Source organism: Verrucomicrobiia bacterium, from assembly GCA_036268055.1.
Classification (GTDB): Bacteria; Verrucomicrobiota; Verrucomicrobiia; order Limisphaerales; family Pedosphaeraceae; genus DATAUW01.
Window position 1 is genome coordinate 44,521 of record DATAUW010000009.1, and the last position, 18,100, is coordinate 62,620.

The following is an 18,100-nucleotide window of genomic DNA, read 5'->3' on the forward strand; positions in this document are numbered from 1 at the left end:
TGAATTGACCAAACATTGACGAGATGAGACCTTTTCGCACGTTAATGACATTGAAAACAGACATTATCCTGGGCGATTGCCGGGACATTTTGAGGCAATTTCAACCAGCGACTTTCGATCTCATCGTCACATCTCCGCCTTACGCAGACCAGAGAAGCAAAACCTATGGAGGGATTAAGCCTGACAAATATGTGAGTTGGTTTTTGGAATGCAGCGCGGAGTTTCGCCGGGTGCTGAAACCGTCCGGGACTTTTATTTTAAATATCAAAGAAAAGGTGCAAGAAGGTGAACGGCACATTTACGTTTTGGAATTGATATTAGCGCTTCGAAAACAAGGCTGGCTTTGGACGGAGGAATTTATTTGGCACAAACGAAATTGTCATCCCGGGAAATGGCCAAATCGCTTCCGTGATGCTTGGGAACGCTGCTTGCAATTTAATATTCAGCGCGATTTCAAAATGTTTCAGGAACAAGTGATGGTGCCAATGGGCGATTGGCGGCACGCTCGATTAAAGAATCTAAGCGAGACGGATAAGAGGCGCGACAACTCGAAAGTCGAAAGTGGTTTTGGAAAAAGAATTGCCAACTGGGTCGGTCGCGATCTCGCATATCCGTCGAACGTGCTCCACTTTGCAACCGAATGTAGTAATAAAAATCACTCGGCGGCATTTCCCAAGGCGCTTCCAGAATGGTTTATAAAGTTATTTACGCAATCCGGAGATTGGGTTCTCGACCCATTCGCCGGTTCGGGCACCACAAATGTTGTGGCTCGCGAACTTGGCAGAAACTCGGTGGGAATTGACAAAATGACGGAAAACGTCATCCTCGCAAAAAAATATTTAGACCAAACAGATCGGATACCCAATGGCACTGGTCAGCATAACGGAAATCACAAAGTTCGTAGAGGCAAACATCCCAAACTTTCACAATTCAAAGTTGGAACGATTGAAGCAACTCCCGCTTCTGAAAGTGCTCTCACGCAAGAATCCCTATTTATTGAAAGCAAAGGGCCTCGCTACACCTCGAAATCTCGTTAAAGCCATTTTAGATGCGCATTTGTCGTCTCAGGAGGAAACCATACTTGGTGGATTCCTCGAAGATTTGGCGATTTTTATTTGCACAAAGGCCTACAAAGCGCACGGAAAATCTACAACGACTGGATTGGATCTCGAATTCGACAAAGATGGAAAGCGTTGCTTGGTGGCTATTAAATCTGGCCCCGCCTGGGGCAATAGCAGTCAGATCGAAAAAATGAGATCGGATTTTAAAACGGCTGCGAAGGTTTATCGCCAAAATAGAGCTGCGCTTCCGGTAATGTGTGTTAATGGATGCTGTTACGGGAAGCAGGCCAAAAGCGTTGAAGATAAAGGTGACTACGTAAAACTTTGCGGACAACGATTTTGGGCGTTCATTTCAGGAGACTCGCAACTTTATATCAAATTAATTGAACCAATCGGTCACAATGCGACGGAAAGAAACGCGCAATTTTTAGCACAGTACGAATTGGTTGTTGATGAATTTACAGATTTATTTCGGAAGAATTTTTGCGATAAAGATAATAATATACTTTGGGAAAAGTTGACTAAAGCCTCGTCTCAAGCCCCATAAGAGATTGCGACAAAATATGTTAGATATAACTAACATTGTGCGCATATAATATATTCTGATAACGGAGCCATTGGAATGATTCATTTGATAATCTTACTTAATCCCACACCCAAACCGCTTGCTGAATGGCCAATAGACGAAGAAATATTTGCCGATGACGTTAGTGCGGCTGAAATCGCCCCAGGCGCGGGAGTCGAAGCTGTTGGCGGTGTTGTCGCCCATGACCATGTAATGATTGGCCGGCACGGGATACACGGTGTTCTGGTCGGGAAATAATGGCAGGCTGTTGGCCAGTTGAAATTCGCCCATCTGGTCGGCCACGGTCTGGTTCAAATGGCCGGAATAATGGCTGTCGTTGGCCCGGACTGTCGGATCGAAAGAATAGACGTTCTCAAAGTGCGGCGTGTCCTTGTCCAGCCGTTTGCCATTGATGATCAGGTGGCGGTCGTTGCCGATTTGAACATTTTCGCCGCCCATAGCCACCATGCGCTTGATGTAAAATTGATCCGGCGGAAGCTGGAAGTATCCGTTGCCGATGCCCTTGGTTTCAAAAACAATGATCTCGCCGCGTTTCGGGTGGCGAAAATTATAGGACATGCGGTCCACGAACAAATGGTCTCCGGCGGTTTCCTTGAAATCAATGATGGCCTCGCCTTTCTTAAACTTCTGGCCTTTTTCAATGCCAATGTGATCGCCGGACGCGCGGCTGATGAAGCCATCGTCGGGCGTCATCCAAAAAGTATAAACCTTATCGCCGCTCGGATAATGGACGAGGATGCTTTGCTTATTGAAAAATTTCAGGAAATGATCCGGCTGCCCGATGCCCGCCAATTCACCGCCGTCTTCCTCGCATTCCTGGTAATGATAAAATGAGCCGAAGACGCACGCCTCATAAATCCGTTCAAACACACCCGGCGGTTTGACGCCCGGTTGCTCGCGAAAATTTTGATACGTCACGCCAAAAAGCGTCGGCTGCATCGAGCCGGTGGGAATCTTGAACGGCTGCGCGACGAACGTGCGGATGCCCATCGCAACCGCCAGCGCGACCAGAATGACTTCGATATTTTCGCGGATGCCCGCGTTGGGATACGGCTTGAGCTTGGCGTTGGCAATCGTTTCAAGCTCGGCTATGCGCTGCTTGATGATCTCATCACCAGCGTGCTGGGCAACGGCGGTCTTGGTTTCGCGCAGGGCAGTTTCCACGGCGTCCACAGCCTCGGGCGAAAGCAGGTCGCGCTGGGCAGCGAGGATTCGTTTGACGTGCTTGCACAAATCCTCCGCCGTGCGCACTGTCTTTGACGCGAACCATTTCAAACTCATAAGCAGATAGACACAAAAACCGAAGGCCCGTTCACGCTTTCAACACCTCGATGAAAGCTTCCTGGGGAATGTTGACCGAGCCGAAGGCCTTCATACGTTTCTTGCCTTCTTTTTGTTTCTCGAGCAATTTGCGCTTGCGCGAAATATCGCCGCCGTAACATTTCGCGGTGACATCCTTGCGCATGGCACTGACGGTTTCGCGCGCAATGATTTTTCCACCGATCGCGCCCTGGATGGCCACGACGTATTGCTGTTTGGGAATGACTTCCTTGAGCTTCGCGGCGAGCGCGCGTCCCCTGCTCTCCGCCTTGTCGCGATGGACGATGCATGAAAACGCATCCACGGATTCGCCGTTGACGAGCATATCGAGCTTGACCATGTCCGACTCCCGGTAAGCGGCATGCTCGTAATCCATCGAACCGAAGCCGCGCGTGATGCTCTTGATGCGGTCGTGAAAATCAATGAGGATTTCGTTAAGCGGAATCAGGCTCGTCAACATCACGCGGCGCGCATCGAGCGTTTCCGTGTGGTCCACATTGCCGCGTTTCTCGGAGATCAATGCCATCATGTCGCCGATATATTCATTCGGACAAATGACGAAGGCCTTCACCATCGGCTCCTCGATTTTCAAAATGTAATTCGGCTCGGGCATAAACGCCGGATTGTCCACCTCCTTGAACGTACCGTCGCTCAAGGTCAAATGATACACCACGCTCGGATACGTCGCGATGATGTCCATGTCGTACTCGCGACGCAAACGCTCCTGGACAATTTCCAAATGCAGCAACCCAAGAAATCCACAGCGAAAACCAAAACCCAGCGCAACGGAACTTTCCGCCTGATATACAAACGCGGAATCGTTGAGTTGCAACTTGCCGAGATTCGTTTTGAGATGTTCGTAGTCGGCGGTATTGATCGGATAAATGCCGCTGAACACCATTGGATTAATTTCCTGAAACCCGGGCAGCGCCGGCGAAGGATTGCGCGCGTCGGTGACGGTATCGCCCATTTTCACTTCCTTCGAGCTTTTGATATTCGCCGTGAAATAACCGGTTTCGCCGACTTCAAGTTTCTCGCGGATGTACGGCTTGGGATTGAAGCTGCCGACTTCCTTGACTTCGACGTTCTTGCCCGAGTGCAGCAACTTCACCTGCATGCCCGCGCGCAATTCGCCGTTGAAAACTCGCACGTGCGTGACGACGCCTTTGTAGGTGTCAAAATAAGAATCAAATCCGAGCGCTTGCAATGACGGCGCGTTGGTTGGTTTCGGCGGCGGAATCCGCTCGACAATCGCCTCGAGAATTTCCTCGATGCCGATGCCTTCCTTGGCGCTGCAAAGCATGGCGGTATCACCGGGAATCGCGAGAATGTCTTCGAGTTGAGTCTTAGCCAGCGCCACGTCGGCGTGCGGCAAATCAATCTTGTTGATCACCGGAATGATGGTGAGTTCCTGCTTCATCGCGAGATGGACGTTCGCGACGGTTTGCGCCTCGACGCCTTGCGCGGCGTCAATGATCAGCAGCGCCCCTTCGCACGCGCTCAAGCTGCGCGAAACTTCGTAGGAAAAATCCACGTGGCCGGGCGTATCAATCAGGTTCAACTCGTAGGTCTCGCCGTTCTTGGCCTTGTAATTCATCGTGACCGGGTGGGCCTTGATGGTGATGCCGCGTTCGCGTTCGAGATCCATCGAGTCGAGCAACTGCGCCTCCATATCGCGCGTGGCGATGGTTCCGGTGCGATGCAACAGCCGGTCGGAAAGCGTCGTTTTCCCATGATCAATATGGGCGATGATGCTGAAATTTCTAATATGTGCGGCGTCCATCAGTAACAATTCTCAAGCTGCAATCTAGCGTAATTCGAGGCATTTGCCTAGAACCCATCCACAATGGGAAACGAAAAGATAACGGCGCGCCAAGTTAAAGAAAGCCGAAAATGAGGCGAATGGGTTCATGCCACTATGTTGGCTGAACGGAATTGTCGTCCCACCACCCCTCCCCTGCTCTTCTAAATGAACAAATGGCTATTTCTCCAAAGATTCCAGCACCACCCGCAACGCCGCCACTTCCGCTGCCACGCGAGTTTTGAGTTCGTAATCCGATGGCGCTTCGACGGTGTAGGACAGCCGGGTTTTGTACATCAACAAATAAAGTGCTTCCGGCCAATCCGGTCGCGTTTGCGGAGTGATGATGGGGCTGATGATGCCGCGGACGGCGTCGCGCCCCTCGATCATCTCCGAAAGATCGATCGGGCAGATTTCTGCCACCCGATCAATAATGCGTTGCGCCAGCGACGGCTGATGGTCGGGATTCAATTCGTAAAGATAAAATCCTTGAGACTCCCAATCTTCATGAAGGCAAACGCACAGGTCAAAACTCGGCTGACGCTCGAGCCAGTTAATATGCGCGCGCGTTTCTTCGGCGGTGGGATTCAAATACTGTCGGTTGAGGTCCACGCCGTTGGCATTCTCGCGCGCGTTGCGGGTAAAACCCGCCGGGTTCAGGCACGGGCAAAGCCAGATGTCCACGTCCGCCGGCCAGCGATTTTCTTGCAGTAATTGTAAAACCGCGAGCGGTCCGGCGGGTTCATCTCCGTGAATGCCCGTCGAAATGTAGAGACGTTTTTTTGGATTCGCAACTCGGCGGGTTAATGCGAGCAGTGGATGATTTCCGCTCGCATGAAATTTTTCGATTTGCCAGCCGTGAGTTTGCGCGGCGATTTCAATATCGCGAAGAACGCGTTCGAGGTCCAATCCTTCACCCAAATATTTCCCGATATTTTTACCAAGCCGCTGCATCCGCTGAATGTGCCCTAAATGTCCACAGGCGCAAGTCGGTGATTCACCCAAAACAAACTTCGCTCACGCCGTGGCGTGAGTCGCACAACCTTCGGACGAGCAACCGCAGCCAGCCTCATCCTGGTCGGCAAAATCATGGTTGTCCCAGCTCGGATCGAGGCCAAGGTCTTTGAGCATCTGCAAATCTTTTTCCACTGGCTGATTCAAAGTGGTGAGATAATTCCCCACCATCAGTGCGCTTGCGCCCGCCGTGAAGATCATGCTCTGCATGTCGCGTAAATTAATCGTGCGCCCGCCCGCAATCATGATTTCTTTCTTCGGCAGCACGAAACGAAAACACGCGATGGTCTTCAATATTTCCATCGGCGGCAGCGGTGGATTTTTCTCGAATGGCGTGCCGGGAATCGGATTGAGAATATTGATCGGCACCACATTCGCGCCGACTTCTTTAAGAGAAAACGCCAGGTCACAACGGTCTTCGCGCGTCTCACCCATACCGATGATGCCGCCGGAACAAATCTTGATGCCCGCTTTTTTCAGGTAACCGATGGTTTCAATGCGGTCCTCGTAACTGTGCGTGGTGCATTGGCTCGGGAAAAAGCGTCGCGATGTTTCAAGATTATGGCCATAGCATTCGAGCCCGGCTTCCTTGAGGCGATCGGCAACTTTTTGGCTTTTGATGATGCCCAGCGAGGCGTCGGGGCGCGTCTTCCCGCTTTGGGCAAGATCACGAATCCGGTCGCACACTTCGTCCAGCATCGGTCCTTCATTCAAACCCTTCCACGCAGCCACCAACCCGACTGCGGTGACACCGTGTTTGTTGGCTTCATCCGCCGCGTCCAAAACCGGCTCTGGATCAACGAATCCATAGCGCGGTGAACCCGTTTGATGAAACGACGATTGCGCGCAAAAACTGCAATTCTCAGAACAAGCGCCCGCCTTGGCGTTGACGATGGAACAGAGATGGATTTTGTTGCCTTTGAAATGCTCGCGGATGCGATTAGACCACGACATCAAATCAAAAATATCCCCGGCGCTTTCGAGGCTGAAAAGCCAAAGCGCCTCGTCACGGGTGACTTGGCCGCCGTTAAGAACGCGGCGTCCCAATGCGGCCAATCGGTCGTGATTATTTGCGTCAATCAATGTTCCGCTCATGGTTGACAGCATAACGAAATAGCGTGGGAAGGCAAGCTAAACGCGGTTGCAAAAAAAAGTCCCGGACCGTGATGCGGCCCGGGATTGTGCTCGTAACTAAAACTATGATCCGCCTTCGAAAATCAGTGCTTCACCAAACCTAAAATATCCTCACGCGAAACCGGGCCGTAAGAGCGGCTGTCAATGCTCCGCAAACGGTTGTCACCGAGGACGAAGTACTGTCCTTTGCCGCAAGTGATGAATTGCTCTTTCGCCTGCGAGTAAGTGAAGGTGTGGGTGCGGGGCAGCAGATATTTTTCATCGAGTTTTTTGCCGTCCACATATACCTGCCCTTCCTTGAACAAGATGGATTCGCCGGGCGTGGCGATGATGCGCTTGACCGAAAGGCCGTGGTCGCCCGGGTCGCGGATGACGACGATTTCCTCGCGTTGCGGATCGCGGTTGCGGAAGGCCCAAAGGTTCAGGAGGTAATGATTATGTTCGCCGAGGGTGGGCACCATGCTCACGCCCACGACTTCGACTGACTTCACGAAATATTTGCTGACGAGGTAATAGGACCCCAGGCTCAACATGGCCATCACGCACACCAGACCCACTTGTTGCACGAAGCGGATGATGGTGTAGGTGGAGACATTGAGGCGTGAGCCGCTGACCCTGACCGGGCGGACCGGCTCGAGCGGAGCGGATTCCATTACCAGCGGAATACTCATCTGTTTTTCAGCAATCTGATTATTCATGCGTGAGTAACGATTGCATCCTTTTGAGTCGGAACAAAGTTGAATCATTACGGAGCGGCATCGGGTCGGATACGGACGAATTCACAACGGGTAATACTGACGAGCATTTGCGCGCTCAACAAAGCTTTTGGCAAGTGCGGAGGCATCGGTTACGTTCAAATCGAATCGCGCGGAAAAATTTATTTTATGCACAACGTCACCTCAGTCGAACTCAAACGGGATTGCGAAGCGGTGCAAATTCCCGCGGGCACGGTCATCACCCTGCCCTCCGGCACATCGGTGGATATTACTCAAACGCTGGGCGGCACGTACACCATTCACGCTCGCGGGGGGTTGTATCGCATCCATTCCAAAGACGCTGACGCACTCGGCCTCGAGTCCGCACAATCACCTGCGCCAGGAAAATTGGAAGGCCCCGCGGATGAAAAATTGATCTGGGAAACTTTGAAGACCTGTTACGACCCGGAGATTCCGGTGAACATCGTGGACCTCGGCCTGGTGTACGACATGCATCTTGAAGCCTTGCCCAGTGGCAACAGCATCGTGTCCGTCAAAATGACTTTGACGGCGCCGGGTTGCGGCATGGGCGCAACCATCGCCGGAGACGCCCAGCAGAAATTACTTTATCTGCCCGGCATTGAAGAAGCCATTGTGGAAATCGTATGGGACCCGCCGTGGCATCAATCCATGATCACCGAGCAGGGACGAAAGATTTTAGGAATAGATTAAGCGCTTCTTCGTCGCGGCACTTGCACAATTCGGACAAATGGTTTGACAAATGAGCGGCGCATTCATAAGTTTTCGCCGCAATCGGATGGGGTCGTAGCTCAGTTGGTAGAGCACCACAATGGCATTGTGGGGGTCGCAGGTTCGATCCCTGTCGGCTCCACCATCTTATGAAGCCCGCAGATATGGCAACTTGCTAATATTTGCGGGCTTTTTTCTGCTTAAATATTGATACTGTTCCAACTAATGCTACGGCAGCCAGACGGCGCGATAAAACATCACCGGCGCATTGGTTAACGGCCCCGAAACAACTTCATTGAAACCGCTGTTGGTGATGGTGTTGGTGCTCATGGGAGTCCAGCCTCCGCTCATCAACGAAGGACGGCTCTGAATTTGATAAACCGTCCCGGTGGTTCCAGTCAGGCCGATGCCTCCGACACTGTTGGCCACGAGCATGGGGCCCACAACTGTGTAGAATGCGCGGAAAGTGCTGATATTGCCGGGAACCAGGGCCACGGCTTGATTGGCCGGCAAATTCCAGCCGGGAACCGATTTGAATTCTATCACAGCGTTGGTCGAGGACACCGCTCGGGTATAATTGGAACTGGTGGAATAAGCCGAATCGCCTTGCAGCCGCCACGCCGCTCCCGCCGCCACGGCTGCCGCCGGCTGGATTTGAAATTGCAAGAAGCCCGGCTGGCTCGCACTGATGGTCTGGTTGGCCACAACCGTAACCACTCCCCCGCCCGTGTGATTGGTGCCGCTATCGCCCAACACCGCCGCGTTCGTGATCAAGCCCACGACTTCGCTATCAATCGCCCGAACCAGCGAGGCGTAAGGCGTGTTGCCGCTGTACAATGTTCCCAAATAGATGCCCGCCGGATAATAATAGCCATTGAATTGTGCGTACACCGGGCCGCCGCTGTTGCCGGGATAACTCAAAAACCACGGTGCCAGATAAACTTTCTGTTGCTCGTTGACCGGGTCGGTCGCCAAACTTAGCGGGAAAGGTTGCGGGGCGGTTTGATACATCAAACCCGGCAAAATAGACGCATCGCCAAACTGCGAACCATCTACCGGATAACCCACCAGCATTTTTAAACTATCGCCGGTCAGCCAGGGATTGGGCACATCGTCTGACGGCAGGTAGCCGCCATACCCGCCATCGGCCACAGGAGAATAAAAATAGACAGCGGCGACATCCAGATTCCGCGACTCTGGTGTGGATTCGTCGGGACCGTACAATCCACTTAACAAATTAGTGGTTCGTTCGGTCGCATAACCGCCCAACACATACCAGCCGCGAGCAGCGATAGGCTGCGGCTGAGAAATCCCCGTTTCCTCCTGAAAGTACCAATAGACTTGGCTGACGTACGCGAGAGTCTGGTCATTGAAAACCAAGTGCGCGGCGGTAAGCACGACGTTGGTCTCCACTGCCACACCACTCCCAAAACCCGTATCAGATTGCAACTGGCCATTGAAGCCAAACGGAAAATTCGCCACGTCACGAATGCTCGCCGGAGGCACGGGGATGGGCAGAATCACGTTCTGCGGGGCCGCAGCAGCCAACGGATAATTCTCGGACAAAATCGTGGGCAATCCGGTCGAGACCTGCACTGATAAATTCGGCGGCGTCGCGCGACCGCTGAACGGTCCCTGAAATTGAATCAAATACGTACCCGGCACCAGATTGGTCGTGTAGCCGGACGGAAAAAAAGCGCCGGTATCGCCCAGAAAGCGCCAACCCGCTCCTAGCGGCGGACTGGGGCCCAGATTGACAGTAAGCGAGCCCATGCTGTTTGTGTCCCCGGTGATGGCCGTCGGAAAATATTGATTGGTAATAAGCCTTAGGTCGCCGGGAGTCACCTGCACTGAAGGCAGGCTTGAAGGAATCGGCAGCCAACCGGGCTGGCTGCGGAAATCCACTTCGTAATTACCGGACGCCAGGTTGGAGATCACGTCTCCGCTGTTATGCCAGCCGATTTCCCACGGAAACCGCCATTGTCCGCCCGCCTCGCCTGGGAGCAAAGTCACCTGCAAACTTCCGTTCATCGCTGGCGGAAGAAAAGCCACCTGGCTGGCCGAACTGAATGCGGTGAAGGTTCCTTTGCGGATCGTATTGTTGTCTGAATCCGAAACGTAAAGATTGCCTGCACTGTCCACGGCGATTCCAACAGGTTGATTAAATCGTGAGGCACTGCCCGCACCGTCAGCGCTGGCGTAATCTCCGGCCAGCCCGCCAACCGTGATGACCACCCAGTTGCTTCCCACAGGTGAGACCTTGCGAATGGTGGAATTAAACTGGTCCGCCACATACAAATTTCCCAAACCGTCTTCCGTTAAGCCAGCGGGCCCTAAAAAGCGCGCATTGGATCCCACGCCATCGGCGTTGCCAGTGACAAATCCCAGACCGGCAACGGTAGTCACGATGTCGTTGGTGTCAATTTCACGAATCGCTTCATTGTCGAAATCCGCAACATAGATATTTCCATTCGCATCCACAGTCAGCCCTTCGGGAGTATCAAATTGTGCGGCTGCACCCAGGCCATCAATGCAGCCGAGTGGATTTGAGGCCGAACCGGCGATGGTTGTCACTGTCCATGTAGTTATAAATTGGCCCCCAATAAAACGAGACCGCGGTGTTACTTTCCGAATCGTATTGTTTCTGGTGTCCGAGACAAAAATAATTCCAGCATTGTTGACGGCGATACCTCCCGGACCATTGAAGCGTGCCGCGCTGCCGACGCCATCGGCACTGCCAGTAACTCCCGGCGCGCCTGCAATGGTGGTGACCACTCCCGCTTGAGTTACCAATCGAACCGCATCGTTATCCACTACGTAGAGAGTGCCGCTATTGTTGACGGCGATTCCCCCAATACCGGTAAATCGTGCGTTATTGCCCACACCGTCATTGGTGCCCGGCGCGCCCGCCGTGCCGGCAATCGTGGTGACTTCGCCGGCTGGTGAAACTATCCGAATGGTTTCGCCGCCGTCCGCCACATAAATATTGCCCGCGCTGTCCGCCGCCATTGGCCCGGGAAAATTAAACCGCGCCATGTCGCCAGTGCCGTCCGTGCTGCCCGAAGGCACGGTAAAACCAGCCAGAGTGGCCACCACTCCGGCTGAAGTGATTTTGCGGATTTCCACGTAATCGGCCACATACAGATTTCCCGCGGCATCCAAACCGACGCCATCAGCACTGGAAAAAAGCGCGGAAGTCCCGGTGCCGTCACTTGAGCCGCTAGTGCTGGATGAACCGGCAAGGGTGGTCACCACGCCCGCAGAAGTGATCTTTCGAATGACGATTCCATCGGTAACATAGATATTCCCGATCGCATCCAGCACGAGACCTTTGGGACTGGAAAATTTCGCAGCAGTGCCTGTTCCGTCCGCGTAACCCGGCGCGGTCGAGCCAGCCAAAACGCTTGCCGTCCAACTTCCACCATTGGGAGTAATTTTAAGAATATGCGAGGCGTCTGCCACATAAAGATTGCTGGCGGTATCCACGGCGATTCCGTAAGGAAACTGGAAGGTCGTTCCTGCCGCGACGGTGCTGACTACCCAACCGTTGGTTCCCACCGGTTTGAGTTCGCGAATAAGGGCATTCCTGCCGTCAGTCACATAAATATTTCCCGCGCTATCCAAGGCAATTTTCTGCGGCAGATTAAACTGCGCATTTGTTCCCGGACCATCTACATAACCTCCGCTGGGCGGGCAACTATCACAGTTACCGGCGAATATCGAACCGGAACCCGCAATCGTGGTTACCATCCAATTAGTTCCCACGGGTGTCATTTTTCTAATGCGATTGTTGTCGGTGTCGGCCACGTAAAGATTGCCGGAATTATCCATGGCAATTCCTTCGGGATCGAAAAATCGCGCGTTGCTGCCCACGCCATCGTTCGTGCCTGAATTCCCGGCAAAACCCGCGATAGTGCTGGATACTCCCGCACGCGTGATCTTTCGAATCGTGCTGTTGACGGAATCCGTCACATAGACATCGCCAGTGGCCGAGTTCACTGCCACACCGGCGGAGCGCCCGAATTGCACTGCGCTACCCACGCCATCCTGGCTGCCGGTGAGCGAACGGCCTGCAAGCGTCGTCCAGGTATAGGCAGAATTGATATTGGTCTGTGCCGCCGCCAAGGGTGCAACCGGTTGGATTTGAAAGCCGTTGATGTCACCCTCCGTCGTGCGAGTTCCTTGGAACATAATAACGAGATTTCCCGAGGCATCGGATAGAACCGATGGAAAGTCCGCGTAATCAACGTCCAGACTTAAAGCGGAGTTGGTTCCATCCCACGAACCGGCTTGTCGGTAATCCTGGTTGTCTGGATTAATTGAAAAATAAGTGATGCGCCCTGCGGCTGCGCTGTCTGCGGCATTATACAGGACCACCTGGTAAGTCGCGTTTGTGGCCAGACCAGAAAGGGTAATCGTTGGGAAGGTATTCGCGGTGGCGACAATATAATCTTCCACCAAGGCGTCATAAGGAGTGCCCGCCAGCGGCGTGGAGCCGCTGAAACTTCTTACGTCGTATCCGCCACCCGAGGTAAAGGTCATCGTCACGGGTGACGCCGTGCCATCGGCGTAATTCAACGAAATATTGCTGCCGGTGTTGGCACTGATGGCATTCCACTGGTCGCCCGCGGAACCGAGCACGGCAGCGCCGGACATGGTCGGGCCCACACTCGGGCCGCCGTTCGCCGCGCCAAAACTATCGTTATTGAAATCCACATTAATCAACTGGGCTTGAGCCGGGTTGCCAAGGGGAAAAATAATTCCAGCCAGGAAAATACGGAGGATTCGGAGCGACTTCATAAAGTTACCAAACACTCTAGCTTAATTTCATTTTTTTCAAAACTTTTAAGGTCGCTAAAGTGAAGTTTAAATGCGTCTCACTATTAATGGGAAACGTATTGGCGCAGGTCATGGCCATAAACGGCCAAAGGCTTTCGGAACAGAAAACATTTACGCTTTCGCTCAGAATTTTTGCCCAAGTTATCGAGCGACTAACAGGCAAACGCCCGCGTTATTATTTGGCCGCGACTGGTGTGAGCGAGACGGATTTGAAATTGGTGGGCGACCAATTTTCCTTCACCGCTTTCACCGTTAGCTTGACGCTGCCCGGCGTGGGAATATCCAAAGTTCCATTCAATTTTGTGGTCTGGAATTTAGCATAATCCCCGGTATTGGGCGCAGTGCCGGAAATTTTTTGGCCGCCGGCCGAAATCTCAAAATTGCTTTCCGCCTGCCCTGCGGTTTGAACGGCTACCTGAAATTTCCCGGGCTGGTTCACTTTAAATGTCCAGCCGGCGAAATCATCCGCGTCCGTCCAGTAACCGATATTATCCTTGCCGTTGCCGCTTTCATATTGCAACCCGCCATGCATCTCCGCGTCCGCCGCGTGAAGCTCGATTGAACCGTCGGCATTTTGTTTCAAGGCCGAGGCTTCGACTTCCGGCGCGCCCTTGATTTTCAAAACGATGGTCGAAGAAATCGAATCCGGCGCGGCGGTGGGAACTGCGATCACGACCCCGTCTTCATCTGCCGAAGTTTTTAATTTCTTTCCGGTTGCGAGCAACCTCGCGGATTGGACGGAATTTTTGAGCCCCGGCACGAGCAGTTTTCCGTCGTTCGGCCACTTCCAAACGTGCAAATAAAGCGTCGTGCTTTTTCCATTAGCGATTTGTGTGCAGCGTCCCCACGGCAATTTTTTGAACGGACTCGCGCTCGTATCATAGATCGCGGCGCCATTCACTTTCATCCATTGGCCGATTTCACGCAGCCGGTCGAGTTCCGGCCCCGGTATGAGGCCCGCACTCGTCGGTCCGACGTTGAGCAGGTAATTTCCGCCTTTGCTCGCGCAATCAATCAGATTGTGCACGAGTGTTTCGGTGGATTTGAAATTCTGGTCGGCTTTGTTGTAACCCCAGTGATCATTCATCGTCATGCACGATTCCCAATAAACTCCCGGGCCAAAACCGGTCGGCGGAATCGTCTGCTCCGGCGTGCCGTAATCGCCGACTTCGCCCGTCTTCGCAAATCCGCCGCCCGGCGTGTTCTCCGGTTTGCCCACGCGGTTGTTGACGATGACTGACGGCTGCACGCTGCGGACGTAATCGTAAATTTCCTGCCCGCGTTTCGCCGTCCACGGCGATTCCCAATTACCGTCAAACCAAAGCAAACCCAGCGGCCCATAGCTGGTGAGTATTTCATGCAACTGGCCCTTCATGTAATCTTCAAACCGATCCATGTCCGGCGGATGCCCCGATTGCGCGGCCACATCGTTCCACGGACGGCGGACTCCCCAATCGGCGCTGTGCCAATCCATGATGGTGTAATAAAGGCAAAAATGAATGCCTTCCTTTTTGCAAGCGGCGGCGAGTTCAGCGAGCGGATCGCGTTTGAACGGCGTGCGGCTGATGCTCCAATCGCTTAATTTTGTCGGATACATCGCGAAGCCGTCATGGTGCTTGCTGGTAATGACAACGTATTTGACGCCCGCATTTTTGGCCGCCCGCGCCCAAGCCAGCGCGTCGAAATTAGTAGGATTAAATTGATCCGCAAATTTTTCATATTGGCTGACCGGCATGTGTGTCTCCTCCAAAAACCATTCGGCATAATTCGTCTTGCCCTTCCATTCGCCGGCGGGAACAGAATAAACACCCCAGTGAATGAACATGCCGAACCGGCCGTCGCTCCACCATTTCAGCCGGGCGGCTTTTTGTGCCGGCGTCTCATTAAGTGAAGCTGAGTCGCTTTCAGCCGCGAGCAGAAAATTTCCCGAAAATAAAATGACAAATAAGAACGCCACAGCGGCGCGAAGAAGGGCTGGCTTAAATTTCATGCCTTCATCCTAAGCAGAATTAAAAATAATAAAACTACAGAATTTTCAGCAGGAAAATTTACTTGAACATTCGAGTTTTCAAGCCGCGCATGCGGCTGCGATAACCTCGAATGTTAAATACCTGGGCCTGCGGCGACAACAAACCGATTGATTTGAGCCGGCGCCTATTCGGGTTCAACGCTCATGACGTTCGCCAAGCCGACGTCAATATCCTGGCCACCCTCGGTTTGATGGCAGTGAACGGCGAGCATCACTTTTGCGCCGGGCTTCAAGAGTTGTTTGGCTTCGTTGGAAATTTCCAGCGGCAGATAACTGCCGTTGAATCCTGATTCAGACGAAGCGAGGACACCGTTAACATAAATTTCCACGTCTTCATCGTGGTAGGTGAGAAATTGCAGATTGTTGAACTTTCCCGAAGGAATTTCCACTTCCCGGCGCAGCCAAATATTTCCCGTGTTCCAAGTCGTGCCAATGACGGCGCCGGGCGTGCCGCGCGTGCCGAAGCCGCCGGGGCCTTGCTTCCAGGATGAATCATCAAAGTCCGGCTTCGTCCAGCCTTCGCCGGGCTTTTCGGTGGTGTAATGCCAAATGGCGGGAGTCTCGCGCGAAGTGGCGATCACTTCCGTGACTTGCGGCGGCTTGGGCAGCGCCGCCCAGTTCGCGGGGTTTCCGTGATCGCGATGGGCCCACTTGTCCCACATCTCACGGTCGGTCAGCATTTTGATAAACAATCCGCCAACGACCGGACGGGCGTGCATGCCCCGGCTGCGGACGCGATCGGTTTGGTAAGAGTCAGCGATGGGATCGCGAGAGGTGGTCTGATTCAAGTAATCATAAATCGGAGAAATCATGGCTTCGAAATCCGCCTTGTCCGTGGCCATGGAAGCGCTCCACAACGACCAATCGGTCTTGGTCAAATGCGTGCGCGAATCCAGTGGCACGCCGAAGGGCTGCAGCTTGCTCTTATAAAAAGCGACTTCCTGCTGCGCGACCATTGGCGGAAAAATATCGAGGCCGAGAATCTTGTCCCAAACCAGATTATATTTTTGGCTCCAGGTATTTGGACGATCAAAGGCGAGCAGATAATGGTCGCCCGCTCCCGCCACTTTCACCCAATGTTCGGCATCCACTTTCGCGAGTTGTTTATACTTGTCGGCATTGGTCGCATCGCCACGCATCCGGCAAAGATCACCGTAAGCGGCCAACCCCAAAATCGCCTTTACGGAAAGATTGGCGTTGTGCGCGAGATGCCCCATGAAATCGTCCGTGCATAATTGGTTTTCGGGATCGAGGCCGTATTGCTCAAGGTAATGCGCCCACTGCGTCAACTGCGGCCACCACGGAGAAACAAAATTCGCATTGCCATCTTCCTGCGCAATCGCGTCGCACAGGATCAATAAATTCCCACTCTCTTCAACCGGCATGCCTTCGCCGCCGTCATCCGTGCCACGCGCGATAGGATAAGTGCCAAGGTCGTGCGGCGCATTCGGAAATTTCCAGTGCGACGATGCGGCGTAACTCAAGATGGGCACGATGGACGCCTTGGCGAGCGTCGGGCTCAACAGAATCAGTTGCGGAGCCATCGGAAAAATAACATCCACGGTCGCGATGTCGCCATTGCTGGTATTTTCCTTCGTGAAAAACAATGGCTGGCCGTTCGCATCAGCCGCAAGTCCGCAGGCGGCGATACACTCGCGGTAAGCCAGCGCGCAAATCTGCGCATATTTTTCGCCGCCAATCTTTCGCGCGTCCGCCATGAGTTGATCGTCAAATTCAATGCAGCGCTTCAAAAGTTTCGCGTAATCGTGCGACGCCTTCTGCAACATGTCCGTGGCCGAGGCGCCGTTGCGACGCCAGTACGGGCGAAGTTTTCTGCCGAAATATTTGATCGAATAGATTTCGTCGTACGCGACCATCACCTGCCGGGTCACTGGTTTCTTGGAAATTTTTCCGAGGTCGAAAACGAAGGCCATTGCCGGTTGATCATCGGTCACGGCGCGCGGCATGCGAGTGTCATCCTGAATGGGCACAGTTCCATTGGTGACGAACTGGCTGATGAGGACCGCGCTTGAGCCGATGGAAGATTTTGATTCTTTGGTGGATGCCGCGGCATAAGCGTAACCCCAGTTAATGCGGTGATCGTCACCGGAAGAACCAAGTATCGGCTGGCTGTGGGTTCCGACGCGCAAAGCCGTTAAATTGCCGGCCTTCTCACGCGCCCAATCCACCGTTTCGCTGGTCCGGTTCACCACGAGTTGCGAACTGGTGCTGTCGTAAATCTGTACCGAGTGAGACTGACCGTCCACGGCGTTGACTTCCCAGGTGAGATAACTCAGCGGCATGGACAAGGCGTTCAGATCATCCGGCAGCGCCGCGGTCATGAACGTGAGAGTCACGTGAACGTGGCTATCGTCAAATTGATAAATGCTGCGGGTGGGCTTTACCTCAACGCTGATTTGGGGCATCGCGGGAGCGTCCGAAGGCTCGCTGCCCATCAGGCGCAAAGTCTTTCCATCCACGCGAATCAAACTAATGAGCGAATGATCGCGATGCGTCCAATGTTTGGTCGCCTGGTCAGTCAGCTTGTCGGACTCGGACCAGATGCTGAGATACGGATCGCTCGTGACCAGCGGAACCGCCGGAGGGCGAAAAGCGCCTTCGGCAGCGGCGGCAGTTTTAACTATCGGGAATAAAAAAATTGAAGCACACGCGGCGGCTGACAAAAGACGTTTCGGAAAAATTCGTTTCATAAAAAGTGATGGCAGAAGTCTAGGGCGCAGTTGATTCGATACAAGGCGGTAACCGGTCAATATTTATAGAATTTACGTCGAGAAAATATTTTTGCGATTCATTTTCGATTTGTAACTGAGTTACTCGGTATCTCGCGTGCAGGGCGGACTTGAAATCGGA

Annotated in this window: 11 protein-coding genes and 1 tRNA gene; 4 read left to right on the forward strand and 8 right to left on the reverse strand. The window is 53.3% G+C overall.

Annotated elements, in window-relative coordinates:
* Positions 1-44: 44 nt before the first annotated feature.
* Both VH413_03450 and VH413_03455 read left to right on the forward strand, forming a co-directional pair.
* A complete protein-coding gene (locus VH413_03450) occupies positions 45-1,037 on the forward strand; it encodes a site-specific DNA-methyltransferase (GenBank protein HEX3797732.1) in 993 nt (330 codons plus the stop codon).
* Entirely contained in the window at positions 946-1,608 is a 663-nt protein-coding gene (locus tag VH413_03455) for a PmeII family type II restriction endonuclease (GenBank protein HEX3797733.1), read from the forward strand. Before VH413_03450 ends, VH413_03455 begins: the two co-directional genes overlap by 92 nt.
* A gap of 93 nt (positions 1,609-1,701) precedes the next feature.
* Here the strand turns inward: VH413_03455 and lepB (VH413_03460) are convergent, their stop codons facing one another.
* The 5 genes from lepB (VH413_03460) to lepB (VH413_03480) form a co-directional block, all read right to left on the reverse strand.
* The gene (gene lepB / locus VH413_03460; GenBank protein HEX3797734.1) at positions 1,702-2,928 is read right to left on the reverse strand and encodes a signal peptidase I; all 1,227 of its coding nucleotides are present in this window, start codon (positions 2,926-2,928) and stop codon (positions 1,702-1,704) included.
* A 31-nt stretch (positions 2,929-2,959) separates the two neighbouring features.
* Complete coding sequence (gene lepA / locus VH413_03465; GenBank protein HEX3797735.1) at positions 2,960-4,750, reverse strand: translation elongation factor 4; 1,791 nt, start codon at positions 4,748-4,750, stop codon at positions 2,960-2,962.
* 198 nt (positions 4,751-4,948) lie between these two features.
* Entirely contained in the window at positions 4,949-5,689 is a 741-nt protein-coding gene (locus VH413_03470) for a M14 family metallocarboxypeptidase (protein ID HEX3797736.1), read from the reverse strand.
* A gap of 96 nt (positions 5,690-5,785) precedes the next feature.
* Complete coding sequence (gene bioB, locus VH413_03475; protein HEX3797737.1) at positions 5,786-6,889, reverse strand: biotin synthase BioB; 1,104 nt, start codon at positions 6,887-6,889, stop codon at positions 5,786-5,788.
* Between the two features lie 110 nt (positions 6,890-6,999).
* Positions 7,000-7,614, reverse strand: a complete 615-nt coding sequence (gene lepB, locus VH413_03480) for a signal peptidase I (protein ID HEX3797738.1) — start codon at positions 7,612-7,614, stop codon at positions 7,000-7,002.
* A 186-nt stretch (positions 7,615-7,800) separates the two neighbouring features.
* Between lepB (VH413_03480) and sufT the strand changes: the two genes are divergently transcribed.
* Together sufT and VH413_03490 are read left to right on the forward strand one after the other, a co-directional pair.
* Positions 7,801-8,343, forward strand: a complete 543-nt coding sequence (sufT, locus tag VH413_03485; protein HEX3797739.1) for a putative Fe-S cluster assembly protein SufT — start codon at positions 7,801-7,803, stop codon at positions 8,341-8,343.
* Between the two features lie 87 nt (positions 8,344-8,430).
* Positions 8,431-8,506: transfer RNA gene (locus VH413_03490), tRNA-Ala, on the forward strand.
* 83 nt (positions 8,507-8,589) lie between these two features.
* Here VH413_03490 and VH413_03495 read toward each other — a convergent pair.
* From VH413_03495 to VH413_03505, 3 genes are all read right to left on the reverse strand, one after another.
* Positions 8,590-13,161, reverse strand: coding sequence for an NHL repeat-containing protein (locus tag VH413_03495; GenBank protein HEX3797740.1), 4,572 nt, complete (start codon positions 13,159-13,161; stop codon positions 8,590-8,592).
* Between the two features lie 214 nt (positions 13,162-13,375).
* Positions 13,376-15,190, reverse strand: a complete 1,815-nt coding sequence (locus VH413_03500) for an alpha-L-fucosidase (GenBank protein ID HEX3797741.1) — start codon at positions 15,188-15,190, stop codon at positions 13,376-13,378.
* A gap of 164 nt (positions 15,191-15,354) precedes the next feature.
* The gene (locus VH413_03505) at positions 15,355-17,940 is read right to left on the reverse strand and encodes a DUF5127 domain-containing protein (GenBank protein HEX3797742.1); all 2,586 of its coding nucleotides are present in this window, start codon (positions 17,938-17,940) and stop codon (positions 15,355-15,357) included.
* Between the last annotated feature and the right edge of the window lie 160 nt (positions 17,941-18,100).